This is a genomic window from Sphingobacterium paludis, from assembly GCF_004364125.1.
Classification (GTDB): domain Bacteria; phylum Bacteroidota; class Bacteroidia; order Sphingobacteriales; family Sphingobacteriaceae; genus Sphingobacterium; species Sphingobacterium paludis.
The window spans coordinates 120,919-142,741 of sequence record NZ_SNZV01000009.1 but is presented as its reverse complement, the minus strand read 5'-3'; the positions used below and the strand labels follow the sequence as shown (position 1 = coordinate 142,741).

General features: G+C 46.1%; 10 protein-coding genes. 8 read left to right on the top strand and 2 right to left on the bottom strand.

What is annotated here, in order from left to right:
- Positions 1-3 precede the first annotated feature (3 nt).
- Positions 4-1,776 (top strand): M14 family metallopeptidase, encoded by a 1,773-nt coding sequence (locus B0I21_RS16890; RefSeq protein WP_133641656.1) that lies wholly within the window; start codon positions 4-6, stop codon positions 1,774-1,776.
- A 58-nt stretch (positions 1,777-1,834) separates the two neighbouring features.
- Here B0I21_RS16890 and B0I21_RS16885 read toward each other — a convergent pair whose 3' ends face one another.
- Positions 1,835-2,431 carry a hypothetical protein gene (locus B0I21_RS16885; protein ID WP_133641655.1) on the bottom strand — a complete coding sequence of 199 codons (597 nt, stop codon included), beginning with the start codon at positions 2,429-2,431 and terminating at the stop codon, positions 1,835-1,837.
- Positions 2,432-2,817: 386 nt separating this feature from the next.
- Here B0I21_RS16885 and B0I21_RS16880 point away from each other — a divergent pair, with 386 nt between their 5' ends.
- Genes B0I21_RS16880 through B0I21_RS16860 form a run of 5 tightly spaced genes read left to right on the top strand, consistent with a single transcriptional unit; the run spans position 2,818 to position 14,967 of the window.
- On the top strand, positions 2,818-5,568 hold the full coding sequence (locus B0I21_RS16880; RefSeq protein ID WP_133641654.1) for an alpha-d-galacturonidase: 2,751 nt from the start codon (positions 2,818-2,820) through the stop codon (positions 5,566-5,568).
- 13 nt (positions 5,569-5,581) lie between these two features.
- Positions 5,582-7,114 (top strand): MGH1-like glycoside hydrolase domain-containing protein, encoded by a 1,533-nt coding sequence (locus B0I21_RS16875; RefSeq protein ID WP_133641653.1) that lies wholly within the window; start codon positions 5,582-5,584, stop codon positions 7,112-7,114.
- Entirely contained in the window at positions 7,114-8,688 is a 1,575-nt protein-coding gene (locus B0I21_RS16870; RefSeq protein WP_133641652.1) for a glycoside hydrolase family 28 protein, read from the top strand. Before B0I21_RS16875 ends, B0I21_RS16870 begins: the two co-directional genes overlap by 1 nt.
- Positions 8,689-8,695: 7 nt before the next feature.
- Entirely contained in the window at positions 8,696-11,482 is a 2,787-nt protein-coding gene (locus B0I21_RS16865) for a glycoside hydrolase family 95 protein (protein WP_133641651.1), read from the top strand.
- Positions 11,483-11,484: 2 nt separating this feature from the next.
- Positions 11,485-14,967, top strand: a complete 3,483-nt coding sequence (locus B0I21_RS16860) for a malectin domain-containing carbohydrate-binding protein (protein WP_133641650.1) — start codon at positions 11,485-11,487, stop codon at positions 14,965-14,967.
- A gap of 236 nt (positions 14,968-15,203) precedes the next feature.
- Here the strand turns inward: B0I21_RS16860 and B0I21_RS16855 are convergent, their stop codons facing one another.
- A complete protein-coding gene (locus B0I21_RS16855; protein WP_133641649.1) occupies positions 15,204-16,079 on the bottom strand; it encodes an AraC family transcriptional regulator in 876 nt (291 codons plus the stop codon).
- A 393-nt stretch (positions 16,080-16,472) separates the two neighbouring features.
- Between B0I21_RS16855 and B0I21_RS16850 the strand changes: the two genes are divergently transcribed.
- Together B0I21_RS16850 and B0I21_RS16845 are read left to right on the top strand one after the other, a co-directional pair.
- The gene (locus B0I21_RS16850; RefSeq protein ID WP_133641648.1) at positions 16,473-19,556 is read left to right on the top strand and encodes a SusC/RagA family TonB-linked outer membrane protein; all 3,084 of its coding nucleotides are present in this window, start codon (positions 16,473-16,475) and stop codon (positions 19,554-19,556) included.
- 12 nt (positions 19,557-19,568) lie between these two features.
- Positions 19,569-21,347 (top strand): RagB/SusD family nutrient uptake outer membrane protein, encoded by a 1,779-nt coding sequence (locus B0I21_RS16845; protein ID WP_133641647.1) that lies wholly within the window; start codon positions 19,569-19,571, stop codon positions 21,345-21,347.
- Positions 21,348-21,823: the final 476 nt, after the last annotated feature.

The following is a 21,823-nucleotide window of genomic DNA, read 5'->3' as shown; positions in this document are numbered from 1 at the left end:
AAAATGAAATTACATCGTATTATATTACCCCTATTTATAGGCTTTGCACTACCTTTTCTGGTTTCCGGACAGACGGAAGATCGCAAAACGGCGGTAGAAATTGCCGGTCTACGCGCGATAGGTTCGCCATCGAACCCGAAAGTACCGATGAATTGGAGTCGGTATCATGATAATAAACAGATTGAGCAGTTTTGCCAGGATCTTCAAAAAGCGTATCCACAACTCATTCGCTATGAATCCATCGGTAAATCGTATGAAGGGCGCGACATGTTGGTGCTCACGGTTTCCGACTTTTCCAAGGGAAACGTAGATAGGAAGCCGGCCATGTGGATTGATGGCAATATACATGCTAACGAGCTTCAAGGTTCCGAAATCGCCATGTATACCGCTTGGTATTTGGCTGAAAACTTCGGTAGTGTCGCTTTTATAAAGGAGTTGCTACAGGACAAAGTATTTTATATTGCCCCCACGATCAACCCCGATTCGCGGGATTATTTTATCCACGAGCCCAATACGATGCACTCTTCGCGCACGGGAAGGCGTCCTTTTGATAACGACGGCGATGGTGCCATAGCGGAAGATTTGTATGACGACTTGGATGGCGACGGAAATATCGTGATGATGCGCAGGAAGTCTAAAACGGGTCGTTACAAAGTAGATCCGGAAAATCCAAACCGGATGGTGGTCGTAAAACCGGGCGAGGTAGGCGATTACGAATTGTTGGGTTTTGAGGGCATTGACAACGACGGCGATGGATTAGTAAATGAGGATATCACGGGCACTTATGATCCGAACAGAGATTGGGGATGGAATTGGCAGCCCAACTATGTACAAAACGGGGCGTTGTACTACCCGGGAACTTTGCCCGAGACGCAAGCCGTCAAAAAGTTTTTCTACACCCATAAGAATATAGCGGGCGCACAGTCCTACCATAATTATGGTGGTATGATCTTACGTGGTCCGGGCGCTGCGCAAGACGATAAATACTACTCGCGGAAAGATGTGCAAGTGTATGATGCACTTGGTAAAACGGGCGAGCGCATGCTTCCTGGCTATAACTATATCGTTATCCATAAAGATCTTTACACCGTTTTTGGTGGGGAAATCGACTTTATTGCCTTGGCGCGGGGCGTTTTTACGTTTTCCAATGAATTGATGACGACCTATAAACTGTTTAATGAAAAAGCTGGGCAAGGTTTACGACAAAGTGACGAATATTATGAGTTTGACAAACTTTTGCTTTTTGGGGATGCGTATGTTCCGTGGAAGGAATACGATCATCCACAGTTTGGGAAGATCGAAATCGGCGGTGCGAAGAAAAACTATACCCGAAATCACCCGGGCTTTCTGCTGTTGGAGGATGCACACCGAAATGCTGCTTTTACGATCTACCATGCGCATCACACACCAAAGCTAGAGGTTTTGGATACAGAGGTAAAGCCCTTAGGTGGAAACCTGTATGAAGTGAATGCCACAATTTGGAATAGCAGGATCATTCCTACACATTCCGATCATGATGTGAAATACAAGATAGAGCGGCCGGATCATATCCGCTTAGAAGGCGCTCAAGTGATTACAGGCTTGCGCGTTCTGGATCGTGATTTCAATGTCACGTCAGAACAAAAGTACATACCTCATCAGATCGAGATACCCAACATTGAAGGGATGAGCGAGGTTAGGGTGCGCTGGATTGTGAAGGGAAAACCCAATAAAGCAAAGCTGGTAGTGGATAGCGAGAAGGGAGGTCTTGTAGAAAAGCTGCTGACAGAGAACTAAACAAAAGAGGTTTGCATCAGTCGTGTACGGAGCAAACCTCTTTTGTTTATGATAAGGTTTATGAGTTTCTTTTCATTTGCTCATCCAGCAGCTGCCGTTTGAGGATCTGCTCTTTTTCCATGGATTTCTTACGAAGAGTTTGCAGCTCCTCCTGAAGTTCTTCCGTCGTTTTTTTATGTTCGTTGGTATCGACTTTCGCCTTTCTAAATGATCCCAACGTCGCTAAAAATGCAATGGCCAACACAACAATAACGGTCCAAACAACCGTATGATAGGTTCCTTTCGCAAAATCAATCCCCAAGAATGAGATGCTATCCGTTTTTTGTTTTTCAGCTTGCAACTGGGTATCGAGTGTACTCACGGAATCTTTCAAATTCTTTACAGTGGTTACCGACGAGGAAGAATTGGCTTTCAACGTAGCAATTTCCTTTTGATACACCGATATAGAGTCTAACACATTCCGCCGTACAAGCTCAAGATTTGTTTTGCGAATAATTTTAAAGTCGGCATTCTGCGATTTAGACAGATTGCTCAAATTCGTGAATTGTTCGCTCAATGAGCCTTTCTGGATCGCGTATGGAAGCATGGGCTTCGTTTGTCCTAGTGCAGAAAGTGAACATACGGTAATTGCGATTAGCAAGAGTTGTTTTAACATAAATGTGATGTAATTAACATGGTGTATCTTATTTATAACACCATAAATTTAAAATTATTGTTGAACCACGAATGGTTAAAATTGAAAAATAAATAACGTAATTGCAAAAAAAGATCATATTAACCGTCCTTTTCATTCGCTTAGCGGGGTCATTATTGTAGTATTTTGGCAGGATTATAACGATTTTATTACCTTATAATCCTTCGCATGATAACATATTGTAATAAGTGGATAATTATACAGAGGAATGTCGAGCAATAAAATCGTTTTTTTGAAATCCGTTATAAGCATGGGTGTTCACACAGATTTCGTTAGGTCATGACATAGTCGTTTCTGCACCTGTGTCAAAATCGGCTCCCCTATGCATTTTGAGATGAAGAGAAATTATGGTATTTCAACATAAAAAATCATTTACATTATTATTCATTTGGGGACTGCTCAGCCTGAGTAGTTCCTTCGCACAGACCACCGAGATTTTGTTTGTGAAAGACGGCGTCAAAAATGAAGAGCGATTTCATTTTGCTGTGGAACGTTTGGCCGCTTCTAAACAACAGAACACGAAAAAGAACATTCTCTTAACGCCTAAAAAAGTCAAAAAGAATGCTGTTATCGTTGGCGTGAAGGCGGCCAACGATTGGGGGAAGTGGGTGCCGCCGACATTGTTAGCGTCTTTGACTAAAAGCGAGTCATTCTTGCTTTATAGAAAGGATAAGAGTGCCCCGCTCGTTATCATCGGCGCCGATGAAACGGGTTTGCTTTACGGTTGCGAAGAGGCGATTCGCCATGCGAACTACGCAGCGCAAGCCGTTTCCATCGTTGATGCGCCAGAGATGGTGCTTCGGGGAACCGCTATCGGGATGCAAAAAACCGAGTATCTTCCCGGCAGAGATGTATATGAGTATCCCTACACCGAGGAATTATTTCCTTGGTTTTATGATCGGCAATTGTGGCTGGACTATTTAGACATGCTTGTCGAAAACCGCTATAATACCCTATACTTATGGAACGGCCACCCCTTCTCCTCGCTGGTCAAGCTGAAAGATTACCCGTATGCGCTGGAGGTGGATGATGCTACGTTTGCGAAGAATGAGCAGATGTATAAGTTCCTGACGGAGGAGGCCAATAAACGGGGCATATGGGTGATACAGATGTTTTACAATATCATATTGCCCAAGCCGTTCGCTGATAAGCATGGTTTGAAAACGCAGGAACGAAACCGCGTGATCACGCCACTTATCGAAGACTACACCCGGAAATCCATTGCCGCTTTTGTGGAGAAGTACCCTAATGTGGGGCTATTGATTACATTAGGAGAAGCTATGGAGGGGGTGGGGCAAGACGATATCCATTGGTTTACGAAAACTATTTTGCCGGGCGTGAAGGACGGCCTGCAAGCGATTAACAGTGCGGTAGAGCCACCGGTGATCCTACGCGCGCACGACACCGATGCACCTGCTGTCATGAAAGAAGCACTCCCCATTTATAAAAATTTGTATACCATGGCCAAGTACAATGGCGAAGCGCTTACGACCTACACGCCGCGCGGGAAATGGGCCGAGTTGCATCAGCGTTTAGGCAAAATAGGCACAGTACATATCCAAAATGTACATATCCTTGCTAACCTAGAGCCGTTTCGGTATGCTGCACCGGACTTTATAAGACAGTCGGTAAAAGCCATGCATGACGTGCATTTGTCAAATGGCATCCATATTTACCCCCAAGCATCGTATTGGGACTGGCCCTACACGGCCGATAAAACAAAGAAACGCCTGTTGCAGGTTGATCGAGATTGGATGTGGTATAAAGCATGGGCACGTTACGCTTGGAAGGCGACGCCGAACGTAGAAGAAGATAAACACTACTGGTGCAACGCACTTATTGATCACTACGGTATAACCGATGAGAGCGCTCATGCATTATTGACCGCGTTGAATGAGGTAGGCGAGATTTCTCCGAAAATCTTACGCCGCTTTGGTATTACGGATGGCAACCGCCAGACCTCGTCGCTCGGGATGTTGATGACCCAGCTTATCAACCCCTATCGATATGGCTTGTTTACCCTCTTATACGAATCGGAAGCACCGGAGGGAGAAATGATCATCGACTATGCCGAGAAGCAATTCAAAGGTGAGCAGCATGTCGGCGAGACACCGATACAAGTAGCAGATGAAATTGTGGCACATGCTGAGCGTGCTGTTTCGCAAATACAAAAGCTGCAAGTGGGGAGCAAACAGCCAGATGAATTGCGCCGACTGATTAATGATATTTATATACACGAGGCACTCGCTAAACACTATAGTTTTAAAGTTAAAGCAGCAGTGCAGGTCTTGCAGTATAAGTATACGAAAGATGTGCAATCCTTGAAACGGGCCTTGCCCGATTTAGCAGCAAGTGTAGCTGCTTATAAAACGCTGGCGCAGTTGACTGCTGACAGCTATCTTTATGCGAACAGTATGCAGACCAAACAACGTAAAATTCCTATGCGTGGTGTCGATGCCACGTTTAAGCACTGGACAGAAATGCTGCCTGTGTTTGAAACGGAACTTGCTAACTTTGAGCAGGCTATCGATGCGTTGGAAACACATGGCGCAGGCGCGGAAAAAGGACGAAAAACTTTAGCAGCAGCCGCTGTTAAACTTGCTGCAGATACGCGTTTAGTAACATTGAAAAAAGGTACAAATCTGTATCTCGACCAAGAGCTTGTTGTTACACATTTGCCGCCCGAGTTTGAAGGTTTACAGGCCGTGATGGTAGATGCCGCTAAGCAAAAGCTGGAAGGCACATCGTTGCGTTTTGAAGCGGCCACACCGGTCAAGGTGCTTGTGGGTTACTTTAACAGTACCGATAAAGTATTTGCGCCTAAGCCCGTGCTTGAGATTGATGCTACAGCGAACGATTACGGCCAGGCCGATACTAAGGTTAGAAACGCGCTGCGGGTACAATATATGCCTATGATTGATGTGCATACCTATTCCTTTGCTGCTGGAAAAAATGAACTAAAACTACCCAAAGGAGAGGCGATCATTCTCGGATTTATAAAAGACGGCGAACTACAACATCCGTATAATGCGGATGTCGATAATCAAGGGGACGACGTGGACGATTTATTCGGCTATTTCGGAGAAACTAAACTGTAATGATGATAATAAGATGATGATAAGACTTTTATGTACACTAGCGCTGTTGATTCCTTGTTTTGCCTTTGCACAACAGGATGTAAACAGCAAGCTCAACGGCTATGTGGCGCAATTCAATCAGGATGATAACGAAGCCGTTGTCAATCTCATCCCCAATAAAGAATCGGCAGCTTGGATGTCGGCTAATATTCCGCTTCTGGATTGCCCCGATTCGGCCATCGAGCAGATCTACTACTTCCGTTGGTGGTCTTTCCGGAAACATATTAAAAGCACGCCGGAAGGAACTATCGTGACTGAATTTATTGAACCCGTCAAGCATGCCGGCAAATACAATTCCATCAGCTGTGCACTTGGGCATCATGTTTATGAAGGCCGCTGGCTACGCGAAACTGATTTTTTGAAGGAATACATCGATTTTTGGTTTTACCATGCAGATAAAGACCAAAACAGGCCCCGCTTTCATCAGTTCAGTTCATGGATAGCTGATGCGCTATTGGCTTATTATAAGGTTACGGGAGATCAGGAATACATCCTGTCTAGATTGGATGCACTCGACAAGGACTATGCCGTTTGGGAAAAAGAAAGGCAACTTGCCAATGGTTTATTTTGGCAGCACGATGTAAAAGATGGAATGGAAGAGTCGGTTTCTGGCGGAAGGCGCGAAGAGAACATGCGACCTACGATCAATAGTTATATGTATGGTAATGCCAAGGCTATTGCGACCATCGCGACGATGGCCGGTAAGCGAGATTTAGCTGATGCCTATAATCTAAAAGCCGTAAAATTACAGCAATTGATCTTGGATTCGCTCTGGGATAAGGACGATCAGTTTTTTAAAACAAAATTAGAGAAGGGCGGCCTGCATCCCGCCCGCGAAGCGATAGGCTTTATTCCTTGGTATTTTGGTGTCGTGCCTGATGAGGCCCAGTATAGTGCGTCTTGGGCGCAGGTTACCGATACCGCGGGATTTAGGGCGCCTTGGGGGCACACCACTGCTGAGCGGCGCGAGCCCAGCTTTCGTACGCGCGGCACAGGCCACAGCTGCGAATGGGACGGTGCCATTTGGCCTTTTGCCACATCGCAAACCCTACGTGGGATGGCCAATCTTTTGTCTACGTATACACACAAGGGTGGAATTGATGAAAAAGATTTTTATCACGAAATACAGCAGTATGCAAAAGCGCATGTCATGCACGGTAAGCCTTACATCGGCGAATACCAAGATGAAAAAAACGGGGAATGGTTAAAAGGAGATCATCCACGGAGCAAGTTCTATAATCATTCCACATTTGCCGATGCGGTAATTCAGGATCTCATCGGTTTTAAGCCTTTGCTGAGCCAAGGTTTTGAACTAAAGCCACTCATTCCTCAGGACAAGTGGGCGTATTTTTCTCTTCAACATATTCCGTACAAAGGAAAGTTGATCAACATCTTTTGGGATCAGAAAGGCGACCGCTATGGAAAGGGGAAAGGGCTGCGTGTTTACGCGGACGGAAAGCTCGTGGCAAAATCTAAGAAGTTAAAATCGCTAAAAGTTAAACTATAATGATAAAAAAAGGAATCTATGCCCTTTTCGTGTTTATTGCGGGGCTTACGCAGCTGGCCGAAGCACAGTCGTATTACAACGTATTAAAATATGGAGGGAAGAACGATAGTACAGGCACCAATACCAAGGCTATCGCTAAAGCTATTGACGCCGCTGCGGCAAAAGGAGGTGGCACCGTTTATTTTCCGGCAGGTAAATACATTACTGGTCCCATTCATTTCAAGAGCAATATTACCTTATTTATTGATGCCGGCGCAGAGCTGCACTTTAGCGATAATTTTGATGATTACTTGCCGATGGTCGAGTCGCGCTGGGAGGGAACTGCCGTGACAAATTTCTCACCGCTGTTTTATGGTAATGGTTTAGAGAATATTGCTATCGTTGGCCGCGGAATTATTGATGGCCATGGAAAAAAATGGTGGGGATATTCGGAGATCGAAGTAAAGAAGCAGACAGAAGACAGTAAATGGCAGAAAGAGTTTAAGCGCTTGAATCCCAACGTGCTGGCGCCTGATTTGCCAGGTTGGATCGAGCGCGGCTTTTTACGCCCGCCATTTATCCAATTTCTTCATTGCAAGAACATACAGATAAAAGATATAAAAATCCAAAATTCACCCTTTTGGACGATCAATCCACAGTACTGTGATAACGTCACTGTAGATGGGATTACTATTGATAATCCGCCTTCTCCGAATACCGATGGGATCAATCCAGAATCATGCAGCAACGTACGCATTGCAAACAGCCACATCAGTGTGGGGGATGATTGTATCACGATCAAATCTGGTAAAGACCGTTCCGGACGTCAGATTAACATCCCCGCGGAAAACTATACCATTACAAACTGTACGATGTTACGTGGCCATGGTGGCGTGGTGATTGGTAGCGAAATGTCTGGTGGCGTAAAAAATATTGTTATTTCTAACTGTGTTTTTGACGGAACAGACCGCGGCATCCGTTTAAAGACAGCACGTGGCCGAGGTGGAATTGTCGAAAACATCCGGGTGAGTAACATCGTTATGCGCAACATCCGTGATCAGGCGATTGTCATGGATATGCAGTATGCCAAGACCGATGTGGAGGCTGTTAGCGAGCGTACACCGCAATTCAGAAACATATACATCAGCGATATGGCCGGCAGTACCAACCGTGTAGGCTTATTGCGAGGTTTAGATGAAATGCCGATAGAAAACGTAAGTTTCAATAATATCAACATGCAATCGAAGGCAGGTTTCTCTTTAGAAAACGTTAAAAAGATATCATTTAACAATGTGCAGGTGGATGTGGCGAATGAGCCATTTATTAAAGCCAAAAATGTAGATGTCCTAGAGGTTCGCGCCATCCAAAACTTTACACCATTGGCTGATCGTCCTTTACTCCTATTGGAAGATGTGCAACATGTGAATATTCAGCAAAATTATCCGATGGCTGGAACAAAGGTGTTTCTAGAGCTTGTCGGTCAGAAAAACAAACATGTTTTTATTCACGGTAATAACTTTAGTAATGTGCAGACCGTGGTGGCTGGTCAATTGGAGGCCGCGACAACAGCGAACAATATCGACGCAAAAAAATAAGGTTCATATGCACATTCGCGTAATCATTTTCCTCGAAATAGCGCTATGCTTTGGCATACCCTCGATAGCGCAGCAACGATTGTGGTATAAGCAGCCCGCGCAACAGTGGGAGGAAGCGCTGCCTATAGGCAATGGCTATTTGGGAGCCATGATTTACGGCGATGTACACGAAGAAGAAGTTCAGTTTAATGCCGCCACGTTGTGGACAGGCGAGCCACGCGAATACAATAAAAAGGGAGCCTATCGCTACCTGGACAGTATTCGTGCACTTCTAGACCGTGGGCAGCAACGCAAAGCCGAGGCGCTAGCCCAAGCGGAGTTTATGGGATTAAAGAGTGCATCGGATGATCCGGAAGCTTGGCTATCGAAGGTGACTGCTGAACGTGAAAACCCAAACGGGGCAGCGAGCTACAGCTTTGACGACGAGGGTTGGAAGACTATACACGTGCCGGCATATGAAGGTTGGGAAGATGTTGGCTTGGAGGGGATTGATGGCGCGGTTTGGTTTCGCACGAGTGTTGTCCTAACGCAGCAAGATCTTCGGGAAGACTGGGTGTTAGATCTCAACAAAGTGCGAGAGGAAGACTATACGTTTTTGAATGGTCAGGTACTTGGCCATACCGCGGGCGATCAAGCGAAGCGTGTCTATCGGATCCCAAAAGAGCAGCTGCGCGTTGGAAAAAATGTATTGGCCATTCAGGTGATTAATCTCAGCGGCAAAGGTGGGATATCCGGATATAAAGATACCAGTCAAGCGATTGGCCTGCGCAGTAAGCAAGGGAAGTTCATTTCCGTTGTAGGGCAATGGAAATACTGGATACAAGATAGTAACGCACCGAGCGTAGGCGCTTATCAAGCCAGCTATCAGCCTTTTGGTTCGTTGCGGCTTCGGTTTCCCGGTGCCGATGCCACACATTACAGTCGAAGCCTAGATTTGGAGAAGGGGATCGCAACGGTAGCCTACACGCAAAACAACGTGTCCTTCACGCGTACCTACCTCGTCAGCGCGCCCGATCAGGTGCTTGCTTTGCATCTGACAGCCGACAAGCAGGAGCAGATCTCGTTTTCGCTGACAATGGATGCGAAGCATCAAGGTTGCCGCGTCTGGAAGGTAGATGACCATACCTTGGGTATGCAGGTTAAGGTAAAAGACGGTGCATTGCAAGGAACTTCCTCTGTTAGTATAAAATTGCAGGGTGGTTCTATCCGCGAGCAAGATGGTTGGTTGGTTGTGGACAAGGCCAATGAAGCCAGTATTTACCTGAGCGCTGCGACCAATTTTGAGAACTACACCACGCTAGATAGCAGCTATGCTGCACAAGCTGCGCAACAACATAAGCGTGTGCAAAAAAAGTCTTTTAAAAAGATATTGGAGTGCCATCAGCAGGATTACGAAAGCCTGTTCCGGCGTTTCTCCATTAACCTTGGCGGGAACGCAGCTGATGCGCTGCCAACAGACGAACGGCTACGACAGTTTGTGGAAAAGGACGATCCGGCGCTCGTAGCCCTGTACATACAGTATGGTCGCTACTTGCAAATCGCGAGCTCGCGAAAAGGTACGCAGCCAGCTAACCTTCAGGGTATTTGGAACCACTTGCTGGAACCCTCATGGGGCAGTAAGTATACAACGAATATCAATCTGGAGATGAACTATTGGCCAACCGAGATGCTGAATCTTAGCGAGCTGCATCAGCCGCTGTTTGAAATGATTCAGGATCTGTCTGTTGCTGGTGCAAACACCGCTCGAGAGTATTACGGAGCCCGCGGTTGGGTATTGCATCACAACACCGATATTTGGCGCGGTACCGCGCCCATTAATAATTCGAACCACGGCATATGGCCTACAGGTGGTGCTTGGTTGGTTAGGCATTTATGGGAGCATTACTTATATAACCAGAATCCCAAATTCATAAGCAGCTACTACGATATTATTAAAGGCGCTACGCTATTTTTCAAGGATGTGTTGGTCAACGATCCTAAAACCGGCTTGCTCGTGAGCAGTCCATCAAATTCGCCCGAAAACGGCGGTCTAGTGAAAGGGCCTACGATGGATCATCAAATCGTTCGGTCGCTGTTTTCTATATTCATCCAATCAGCACAATTGGTTGGAAAAGATCATGCATTGCGTGATTCTATTGAGCAGATGCTTCCACAGATTGCACCCAACCAAATCGGTCGTTATGGGCAGTTGCAAGAGTGGATGGAAGATATCGATGATCCAACAAATAAACACCGGCACGTCTCCCATCTTTGGGGGCTTCACCCGGGGAACGAGATTCATGCAGAAACCCCCGATATGTTTGAAGCGGCAAAAAAATCGCTGTTGATGCGCGGCGACGACGGTACGGGTTGGAGCTTGGCCTGGAAAATAAACTTTTGGGCCAGGTTAAACGATGCAGAGCATACCTATAGCATGGTCAAAATGCTGTTGCGTCCTGCCGGTAAAGCGGGCGGATCTTACCCCAACCTTTTTGATGCGCACCCGCCTTTCCAAATCGACGGCAACTTTGGTGGCGCTGCAGGCATCGGGGAAATGCTGCTGCAAAGCCATGGTAGCTACATCGACATTTTACCCGCCCTTCCGGCTGCACTGCCTGAAGGCGATGTGCGCGGATTTAAAGCTCGCGGTAACTTCGAAATTGCATGGCAGTGGCAAGATCGAGCGCTAAAAACCATTCAAGTAAAATCCAAAGCAGGAAAGCTGCTGAAACTTCGTTACCAAGGGAAGACTGTTGAGTTAAAAACTAAGAAAAATAAGGTATACTCCTTTGATGCCGAACTTAATCTATTGTAATCATGCGTAAAGCTTTTTTTGTCCTGTGTGTGCTATGTGTAGGGTTGTACGGTGCTAGGGCGCAAGATGTGCGGCAAATTTTGCACTTGGATAAACGGTGGTCTACGGCAATGGACGAGCACGATACGTTGCGGTATAAAGGTTTCGAGAAAAGTTCCTTCCGAGAAGACAAAAATTGGAAAACTGTAGACGTGCCCCACAATTGGGACAGCTATGCTGGCTACCGCAGGCAAATTCATGGCAACCTACACGGTTATGCCTGGTACCGGAAAGCGTTTACGATAAAGGAACGCGCAAAGAACAAACGGTTTTATTTATTCTTTGAGGGGGTCGGCTCTTATGCGACCGTATGGTTAAATGGCATACAAATAGGCTACCACGCGGGTGGGCGCACCACCTTCACACTCGATGCTACAGATGCTATCTATGTGGATGGGCGGCAAAATATGTTGGCGGTGCGCGCAGATCATCCGGCCGAGATCCGGGATCTTCCTTGGGTGGATGGTGGCTGCTCTACCGAGCGGGGCTTTTCGGAAGGCTCGCAACCGCTTGGCATATTTCGGCCAGTAAGTCTAATCGTTAAAAATGACGTCCATGTAGCGCCTTTCGGCGCGCATTATTGGAATGATGAAACGGCCAATCAGGAAAAGGCGACCATACAACAACGTATAGAAATTCAGAATACAACGCCCAAACCCCGGAAGCTGAAGGTGGTGACCTATCTTTTAGACGCAAAAGGCAAGCGTGTGGGAAGTTCAACAGATCAACTACAGATCAACGCATCCACGACTAAAGAAATCTCCTTAAGCAGCATGCAGCTAAGCAAACCTCAGCTGTGGGAACCGCAGGATGCTTACCTGTACACCATAGAAACAAGTATTCAGGAGGGAAACAAGGTGTTGGATAAGCTGCAGACACCGTATGGCGTAAGAGCCATCCGCTGGCCAAAAGGTTTAAATCCGGTGGGCAGCAATCAATTGCTGGTAAACAATAAACCTGTTTTTATACATGGTATTGCTGAGTATGAGCATAAGCTGGGTAGCTCTCACGCTTTTAGTGAACAAGAAATTTCTGCTCGTGTACGGGATATGAAGGCCATGGGCTTCAATTCTTTTCGCGATGCACACCAACCGCATAATCTACGTTACAACCGCTATTGGGATGAACATGGCATATTGTTATGGACGCAAATGGCAGCCCACATTTGGTTTGATACGCCTGCTTTCCGAGCAAATTTCAAGCAGCTGTTGCGGGATTGGGTGAAGGAGCGCCGAAACAGCCCCTCCGTATTTTTGTGGGGCATAGAGAATGAAAGTACCCTGCCCGAGGACTTTGCTCGTGAATGCATGGATATTATACGTTCGATGGATCCCACAGCCTCCGTACAGCGTTTGGTAACGACCTGCAATGGCGGGAGCGGCACCGATTGGGATGTGCCACAAAACTGGACCGGAACATACGGCGGCGATCACCATACCTATGGCGAAGATTTAAAAAAGCAGTTACTCGTTGGAGAATACGGCGCTTGGCGTACACTGGAACTACACAGCGAAGCTCCTTATCTACCGAATCACTCCGTTTACAGCGAAGATCGGTTTACAGAAATCTTAGAAACCAAAATACGCTTGGCAGATTCCGTCAAGCAGGAAAGTATCGGGCATTATCTGTGGCTTTGGAATTCGCATGATAACCCCGGGCGTGTACAAGGCGGAGAAGGATATCGCGATATGGATAAAATAGGTCCTGTAAATTACAAAGGTTTGTTGACACCATGGGGCGAACCCACGGATGCCTATCATATGTACCGTGCGCACTATGGTGAAAAATCGCGCCCGATGGTTTACATTGCTTCCCATACCTGGCCAAATCGCTGGCTAACTCCCGGCACAAAAGATGGCCTTCGTATTTACTCCAACTGTGAAGAAGTGGAGCTGTTCAACGATGTAGAATCGATAACATTAGGTAAGCTGAAAAACCCAGGTTTAGGTAGGGCTTTCGAATTCAATGGCATACCAATTCGTTATAATGTGTTGTATGTAGAAGGTAGGAATGCTGGAAAAGTGGTGGCACGTGATACTGTCGTTTTGCATAATTTACCAGCAAGCCCCAATTTCGAAAAACTGCTGGATCGCCAATCTGAACTTGTAAAAGGGGAGAAGGCGCTTGACTATATCTACCGCGTAAACTGTGGAGGAGACACCTACACGGATACGTTCGGACAAATTTGGCTTTCCGATCAAAGTTATGCCTCGTCGGGGAAATGGGGCTCGTATTCTTGGGCGGATAATTATGGAATAGCCTCATTTTTTGCAAGCCAACGTCGCACGTTCGACCCCATAAAAGGTACTGCCGATTGGCCACTGTTCCAGAGCTTTCGCTATGGACTTGATCAGTTAGGCTACCGCTTTGCTGTGCCCGATGGACAATACCGCGTAGAACTCTACCTCGCGGAACCTTGGATAGGAACGGGCGGCGGCGGTGATGCCACAGGGATGCGCTTGTTTGATGTGGCTATCAATGCGGAAATAGTAGCGCGTGATCTGGATATTTGGAAGGAAGTGGGACACGATAGCGCGTTGAAAAAGGTGTATACGGTAGACGTACGTGATGGCCAACTGCATATTCATTTTCCACATGTGGCCGTTGGACAAGCCATCATTCAGGCTATTGCAATTGCTCGTGTAGGTAGCGTAGAAAAGGCATCATCAGAGCATGTGCAGCAGACAAGCCTTCAGCTCAAAAAAGGGACAACTTCGCCTGTGCAGTCTTGGATGGACATTGGACAAGTGTACAACAAGGCGGAGAACTTGTCATTCCATTATCTCCCCGGCTTTTTATACGGATCTAGTTTTTGTGAAACGCAGTCCTCAAATCCCATTGTTGTTTTTAAAAAACCAACAAACTTGTATGTCCTTGGACGGGCAGACATCAAGGGAATGGAGCGTACCAGTGATTCCGTAGTGAACAATCGAGGCGAGGCTTATCAGGTTTACCGCAAGGTCCTCGCAGCGGAAGAGGAATTTCCAGTGCCTGTTGAGACACCAAGCCTTCTTGCTTTTCAAGAACAAAGTGGGCTACAACCGGCATATGATCTGAAAGAATCAGAAAACTACAAAGCCAATGCGGTGAAGGTGTTTCAAAAGATGGATAAAGTTGACTTTCTAAAGCAAGAGCGTTTGCGCTATGCTGAGAAGGATGGTTTCCTAGAGTTCGAAATCAAAGTTGGCGTTGCTGATGTCTATGCACTGACCTTAAAATATCACAACGAATTTCAGGACAGCAAAAGCCTGACTTTGGAAGTGCGCACAGTAGATGGCTCCCTATTAAAGCCCGCCGAAAAGCTGCAGCTTGATCCCACACGAACAGGAAAATGGAATTACGTGACCACCACAACAGGATCGATGATCAATGCTGGAACCTATCGTGTTATCGTGCGCGGCTTGGATGCCAAGGATATGTATATTGATGGGTTGGAGGTGCAGTAAAAAGTAAAAATTAAAAATTAAAAAGTCAAAAGGGAGAAGTCAAAAGTGAAAAGCCAGAAGTAAAAAGTCAGAAGGTCGAAGTCAGAAGTGAAAAGTCAGAAGGTAGAAGTCAGAAGTGATAAGTTAAAATTCAAAAGTTACAAGTCAAAATTGAGAGGTTAAAAGTAAAAAATGAAAGGTCTTGAATAACTTATCTTATTACTAAGTCCTACCTACGACATACTATCTACTACATACTAATTCCTGCTCAAATAGCGTTTTTTATATTCTAGAGGCGTAAGCCCCATCACTTTCTTAAAGTGCCTGTAAAAATTGGAGACGTTGTTAAAGCCACACTCAAAACAGATCACCTCGGTAGGCAGTTTGTTTTCCACCAGTAGGCGGCAGGCATGACTAATGCGGATCTCTACCAGAAAATCATAGTAGGTTTTGCGCGTCATCGTTTTGAAGTATCGACAGAAAGAGGTGATACTCAAATTTGCAATATTCGCAACTTCCTCTAACGTGATATCGTCTTTGTAATGTGCGTGGGTGTAGTTAAAAATATTATTTAAACGGATATTATCGGCCTCGTTGGATTGATGGAAGGTAGTCTGCGTTTTAACGATCGTCTCACATTCATCGCTTTCCGCCAAGACACGCAATATTTGCAATAAGGCGATCACTTTCCCAAACCCTGTTTCATGGACACAGTTTTGCATCAGCTCTGCGACCAGCTTTTTTGTTTCGCCTTTGATGATAAGTCCGCTTTTAGCCCTTTCAAATAGTTTCGGTATCAAATACGACTCGGGCAGTTGGAGAAGTTGCTTGCCCAGACAATCAGGAAGAAATTGTAGAACTATAGCTTCGATGTTGTAGTCGGGGTTATTTTGGAAGTATTCGTCTTTACAACGCCATGCATGCGATAGCTTCTCGCCCACGAGAATTATTTCTTCGGGCGCGAAACTGCTGATGTTGTCACCAATGAAACGCACACCCTCTCCGCGAATGGTATAGTGTAGTTCCAGCTCTTCGTGATAATGCCACACGTTGCCGAAATTAGGCATGACATCATGCCTAGCGGAAAACGAACTTTCCAGTTTCGCAGGAAGTTTTCTGTACAAAGGTTTCATAGTCTTCGAAAGCATTGTCTAACAATGGGTTTACAATTTTTATATCGGTTTGCTAATATACATTTTTTATTCAACGTATATGGTAATATCTTATAATTAATAGATAATGTTACATAAAAATACGTATGGGCGAATTCGTTTCTTTGCTATAACAATTATAAAGCTATAAAACTCTTTTTGGCTGTTCATTGCTCATTCCCGAGCATAATTGAAATAGAAGTGAAACAAGATAGTTCGCAGTACCGATAGTGAAAATGGCTTATATCCATTCCGCTTGAGGTGACGTACATTCTATTAAGTTTTCATATTCAATACAGCCCATGTGTGCGGATGTCATCTGTGTTAAGGTCTCGTTTTATGCTTCGTTTTAAAATGTCATTTACCTGATTGAACATGAATTATAAACTTACTATTAAAAACGGAATACGGGCAGGGGGCCTATGCTGCTTCTTATCGGTAATTGCTTCGTTTCCCTCCCAGCTGCATGCGCGATCTACCCAAGGCAACCTGCAGTATGTGCAGCAACAGCCACGCGTAGTGGATATTCAAGGCACAATTTTTTCCAATACTGACGAGCCTGTCGTGGGAGCCACCATACAGGTGAAAGGAAAAAACATCCAAACGCAGAGTGATGTGGAGGGCAAGTTTAGCTTGCAGATAGACGCTTTGGGTGAGACGCTGGTGATCAGTTACGTGGGATACGAGACACAGGAAATGCAGGTGATTAGCGTGGAACCGCTGCAAATTCGTTTAAAGCCATCGGGAGTTTTGGATGAAGTGGTGGTGGTGGGTTACGGCGTTGTGAAAAAGCGCGATCTCACGGGTGCGGTGGCCTCGGTAAAAGCGGAAGAGATTATGCGCACGCCAACGGCCAACGTGATGGATGCCTTGCAGGGCAAGGTTTCGGGTATGGATATTATGAGAAATTCCGGACGTGCAGGCGCTAATGTAAATGTTGCTTTGCGCGGAAGCCGATCTATTTATGGCGATAATAACCCGCTTTATATTATCGATGGTATTCCGGGAGATTTCTCCCGGTTAAACCCAAGTGATATCGCTTCTATTGATGTCCTGAAAGATGCTTCGTCAACAGCCATCTATGGTTCTGCAGGATCGAATGGCGTCGTGATCATCACCACGAAGCAAGGGAAAGCAGGAAAGACTGTCGTCGATTTCGATTCCTACTTTGGTTACAACGGCTTTCCAAAGTACCCACACGGGATGACCGGTGATGCCTACCTAAATCTAAAACGAGAAGCTTATCGTACGCAAAATGGGAATTACCCCGAGTTTTTAAACAATATCTTTAAAAACCCAGCCCACCTAGAGGCTTATGAACAGGGCAAATGGGTGGACTGGGTCGATCAGGTATTACGCGATGGTATTCAGCAAAACTACAGCTTGGCCGTAAACGGGGGCACGGAAAAAACAAATGCCTACCTCTCTCTAAACTTCAACGATGAGCAGAGCATGATCAAGATTGATCGGTTTAAGAAATATGCTGTACGGACCAACGTGGATCACAAAATATCATCGGTGTTTAAACTCGGTACGAATCTTCAATTGACCCACACCGACAATGATCAGGCGGCACAAAATATTTTTGGTAATGCGCTGACCTTTTTACCGCTTGGGGATGCGTTTGATGCACAAGGAAATATACAGCATATTCCTGTAGATGGCGTGACAAATCCCTTATCGGATCAAATAAAAGATCAATACGTCAACAATACCCTAAATACCTATTTTTCGGGTAACGGATTTGTTGATATCACCCCGATGGAGGGTTTGTCTTTTCGTTCTATCTTTGGAGCCATTTTAGGCTCTTCGCGTACAGGGCGCTATTTCGGCACGCAGTCTATCGCTAATCCCGAAGCGGGCTTTCGCGTGCCAGCCGCCGTTATCATCAACGATAGAAACTACGATTATCGCTGGGAAAACATCCTCACCTATGCCTTTGATATTCAAGACGACCATCACTTTACCGTGACGGGCGTGACCTCTTGGGCTAAAAATCAGGCCGAGCAAGCCTACGCGGGAGCTTCTGGCTTTGATCTGGATTCGTATTCTTTTCACAACCTGAGTGCAGGCACAAATCCCATCATCCGGTCTTCCTACATTCGCAGCCAGTCAATGTCCTATGTCGGGCGATTAAATTACAACTACCAAGGAAAATATCTATTTAGCCTTTCCAGCAGGTGGGACGGCGTGTCGCGTCTGTCGAAAGGAAACCAGTGGGATATTTTCCCGGCGGGAGCCTTCGCTTGGCGCATCAGTGACGAGAAATTCTTCATGCCGCTGCAAGCTGCGGTATCTGACCTGAAACTTCGGGTGGGCTATGGTGTTACGGGAAATTCTGGTGGGGTAGGCGCCTACGGCACACAGGCTGGCGGCTTTAACGCGCCGCGACCTGTAGGCTTTGGCGATACGCCGGCGCCGGCATTTATTCTGAATCAACAGTTGGCCAATAATGCCCTGGGCTGGGAAAAATCCTACACCACCAATATCGGATTAGATGCCTCTTTCCTAAACCAACGTCTTAACCTAACCATCGATTGGTATAACGCCGATACAAAAGATCTATTATACCTGCGGGATATGCCCGCTTCATTGGGCGGCTCTTGGGGCGCACCATTTAAGATGTGGCAAAACGTAGGGGCAACGCTCAATAGAGGGTTGGAAATATTATTGACCAGTAAAAATATCGAGCGCGATAATTTCTCGTGGGAAACGACGGTGACATTCGCTGCGAACCGTGAGCGCATCGTGACGCTTCCTGGAAACAAAGACCTGATATCAACCGGCTTGTTCATCGGCCATCCGATCAAGACCTTCTTTGATTACAAATACTTAGGGATATGGCAGCTTGAGGAAGAGGCGGAAGCCGCTCGCTACAATTCCTTGCCCGGCGATATTAAACTAGCCACTGATGGCACATTCAGAGAGGATGGAACGCATGCCTACGGTGCAAACGATAAAATGATCCTAGGTTCGGCGGTTCCTGACTGGACCGGCGGCTTGCAGAATAACCTGCGCTATAAAAGTTGGGATGCCAGTATCTTTTTCACCGCCCGTTGGGGACAGATGGTCTCCAGCAATTTGATTACGCGCTATAACCCGACCACGGCAGAGGGAAATAGTCCTGATGATTCGGACTATTGGACGCCAGAAAATCCAGGAGCCTATCTTCCGCGTCCCGGTTTACACGCTACCGCAAGCGGCTACATTGGCTTCGAATCCCTGAAGTATGTTGATGGCTCGTATTTTAAGATCCGTAACATCACACTAGGTTATACCTTGCCGGAATCCATTGCCAAAAGAGCGGCTATGAAACGATTTCGTATTTACGCAACAGCTAATAATGCATTGATCTGGACGAAAAGCGATTTGCTGAAATACCAGGATCCCGAATCTAACGGGTCAGACAATTTCCCGCTCACCAAACAATTTGTGGTAGGCTTAAACATTACGTTCTAACATTATAATCCAATGAAGAGAAGAAATTTATATAGCTATATATTATCAGGGAGTTTGCTATTTGGCGCATGCTCGCTTGACGAACTTAATCCCTCAGGGATTACGGTAGACAAAGTTGCCGAGAACAAAGCCGGTTTTGAAAAGCTAATCAACAGTTGTTATTTTGATCTGCCGCGCTATTTTTACGGGCGAAACTTATTGCTGGTGACTGAAGGCGGTACAGACTTATGGACAGCAGATCTCAACTCCAACAACAATCAAAATTATCTGAAATATGCATCCGGAGGAGCCATGTCCTTAGATATGGCGAAGGACTATTGGAATGGTGCGTATGACGCGATCAACTATTGCAACTTGGTTATCGATCGGGTCGGGCAGGTCACGGATTTCGCGAGCGATGAGGAGCGGAATGCGAAGGTTGCCGAGGCCCATTTTTTGCGTGCGTTATATTATTTCCATGTGGTCGAGCAATTTGGGGCATCACCGCTCACCTTGCATGAAACGACCGAGGCCAACACCGAGTCGGTGCGCGTGGCCCCCTTGGAGATTTATGAAAAGGCAATCTTGCCCGATCTACGTTTTGCGGCTGACAACTTGCCGACAATTGCTGCCATTGCCGGAAAACCGTCGAAGAAGTCTGCTTTAGGTTTATTGGCTAGGGCTTGTCTGCAAACGAAACAATATGGTGCCGATACCTATTTGGAGGAGGCACTCGCGACAGCAAGAAAACTGATCGAGCAAGGAGCAAATTACCAAACGCAATTGTTCGCCAATTTTGCAGATAATTTCAACGCAGCAAACAACAAGCGAAATACGGAGGCGCTTTTCCAGATCACCTACTCGCAATCGTATGGCTCAACGAATGTCTACGACCATAACAACGATTTCAAGCGGTTTTACTGTTACCCTACCGCTTTTGGCGCGATCCAGCTAGCGGGGTTTCAAACCACCATTGGGCGTTGGTCAGGCGGCAACTTTATGCCGAGCGCACACTTGATGTCTGTTTTCCGTAATCCGGATGGCACACTGGATCCCCGCTACAACCTATCCTTTCAAACCAGCTGGACGTCCAACGTCAACTACAATTGGGGCCGGGATGCGCTGGTGCAATATGATCGTAATTCAGCGACCGTGCAGGAGGGCAGTAACCTGCCTAATGGTGCTCTGGCCATTAAAATAGGGCGCCCAGAAGAATCCGATTACGCGACAGAAAAGCCAACTCGATTATCTAAGAATTACCTTTGGGTCGATTTAGCAGATCTGTATGACGTGGATAATCGTGTTAAGATGCGATACACGCGGGTCAACCAACAGCCGGGTCAGGTTGACAACCCGTTTATTAGTTTCTATCCTTCCCTAACGAAGTTTAATTCTGGATCATTGATCAGTCCGCGGACAAACAGCTTCACGAGCGATGCGTCTGCGACGGTGATGCGCTTGGGCGAAGTATACCTTATTGCGGCCGAAGCGGAATTTCATTTGCGTGGCGCCACAGGCACGGCTGCAAATTTTGTCAATGTGCTACGTCAGCGGGTAAATGGACAACAGATTGCCGCTGGCGATATTACGCTGCAGTTTCTACTGGATGAAAGAGCCCGCGAGTTATGCGGCGAATACAGCCGTTGGTATGACTTGAAGCGCACCGGAAAATTGACGAAAGCCTACCTCATGGAAAAAAATCCAGACGTCGGTCAATACTTCGTCGATGCAATCCACAGCGTTCGCCCTATTCCGCAAGGACAGATAGACGCAATTAGCAACCCCGGGGGCTACCAAAACCCCGGCTATTAATGCATACAATATTGCTTATTGGTTGTGCACCGGCATAGCGCGACCAATAAGCAATATTTTGGCACATTCCTCTATGTGCTCCCATTTGTAAGCTATTCAAAACGTTTTAGCTTCGGCCCAACCACGCTTGATCGATAATTATTGGCAATTTCCTGACTACAAGCCGATGATAATATCTTATAATAAATAGATAATCGCAAATATTATTAAAGCATTAATATTACGTTAATTTGAACAGGCGATTCTACGTGTAGTGCCTGTTAGAGACTTGTGTTTATCATTCATGATGCCTGCGGAGGCGTTTTCCTAAAAAGAAGTATCATGCATAGTCGGCTTTTTAAAAGCAGTTTGCTGCTTGCAAGAGTCTACATTGTTGACATACGACAAGGTCTTAAAGGTTAGAAAGCCTGAGAAAAAAGTGTAATGAAAAACGTGGTATAGCATGTACCCACCAATATAGATCAAGATTAAAAACA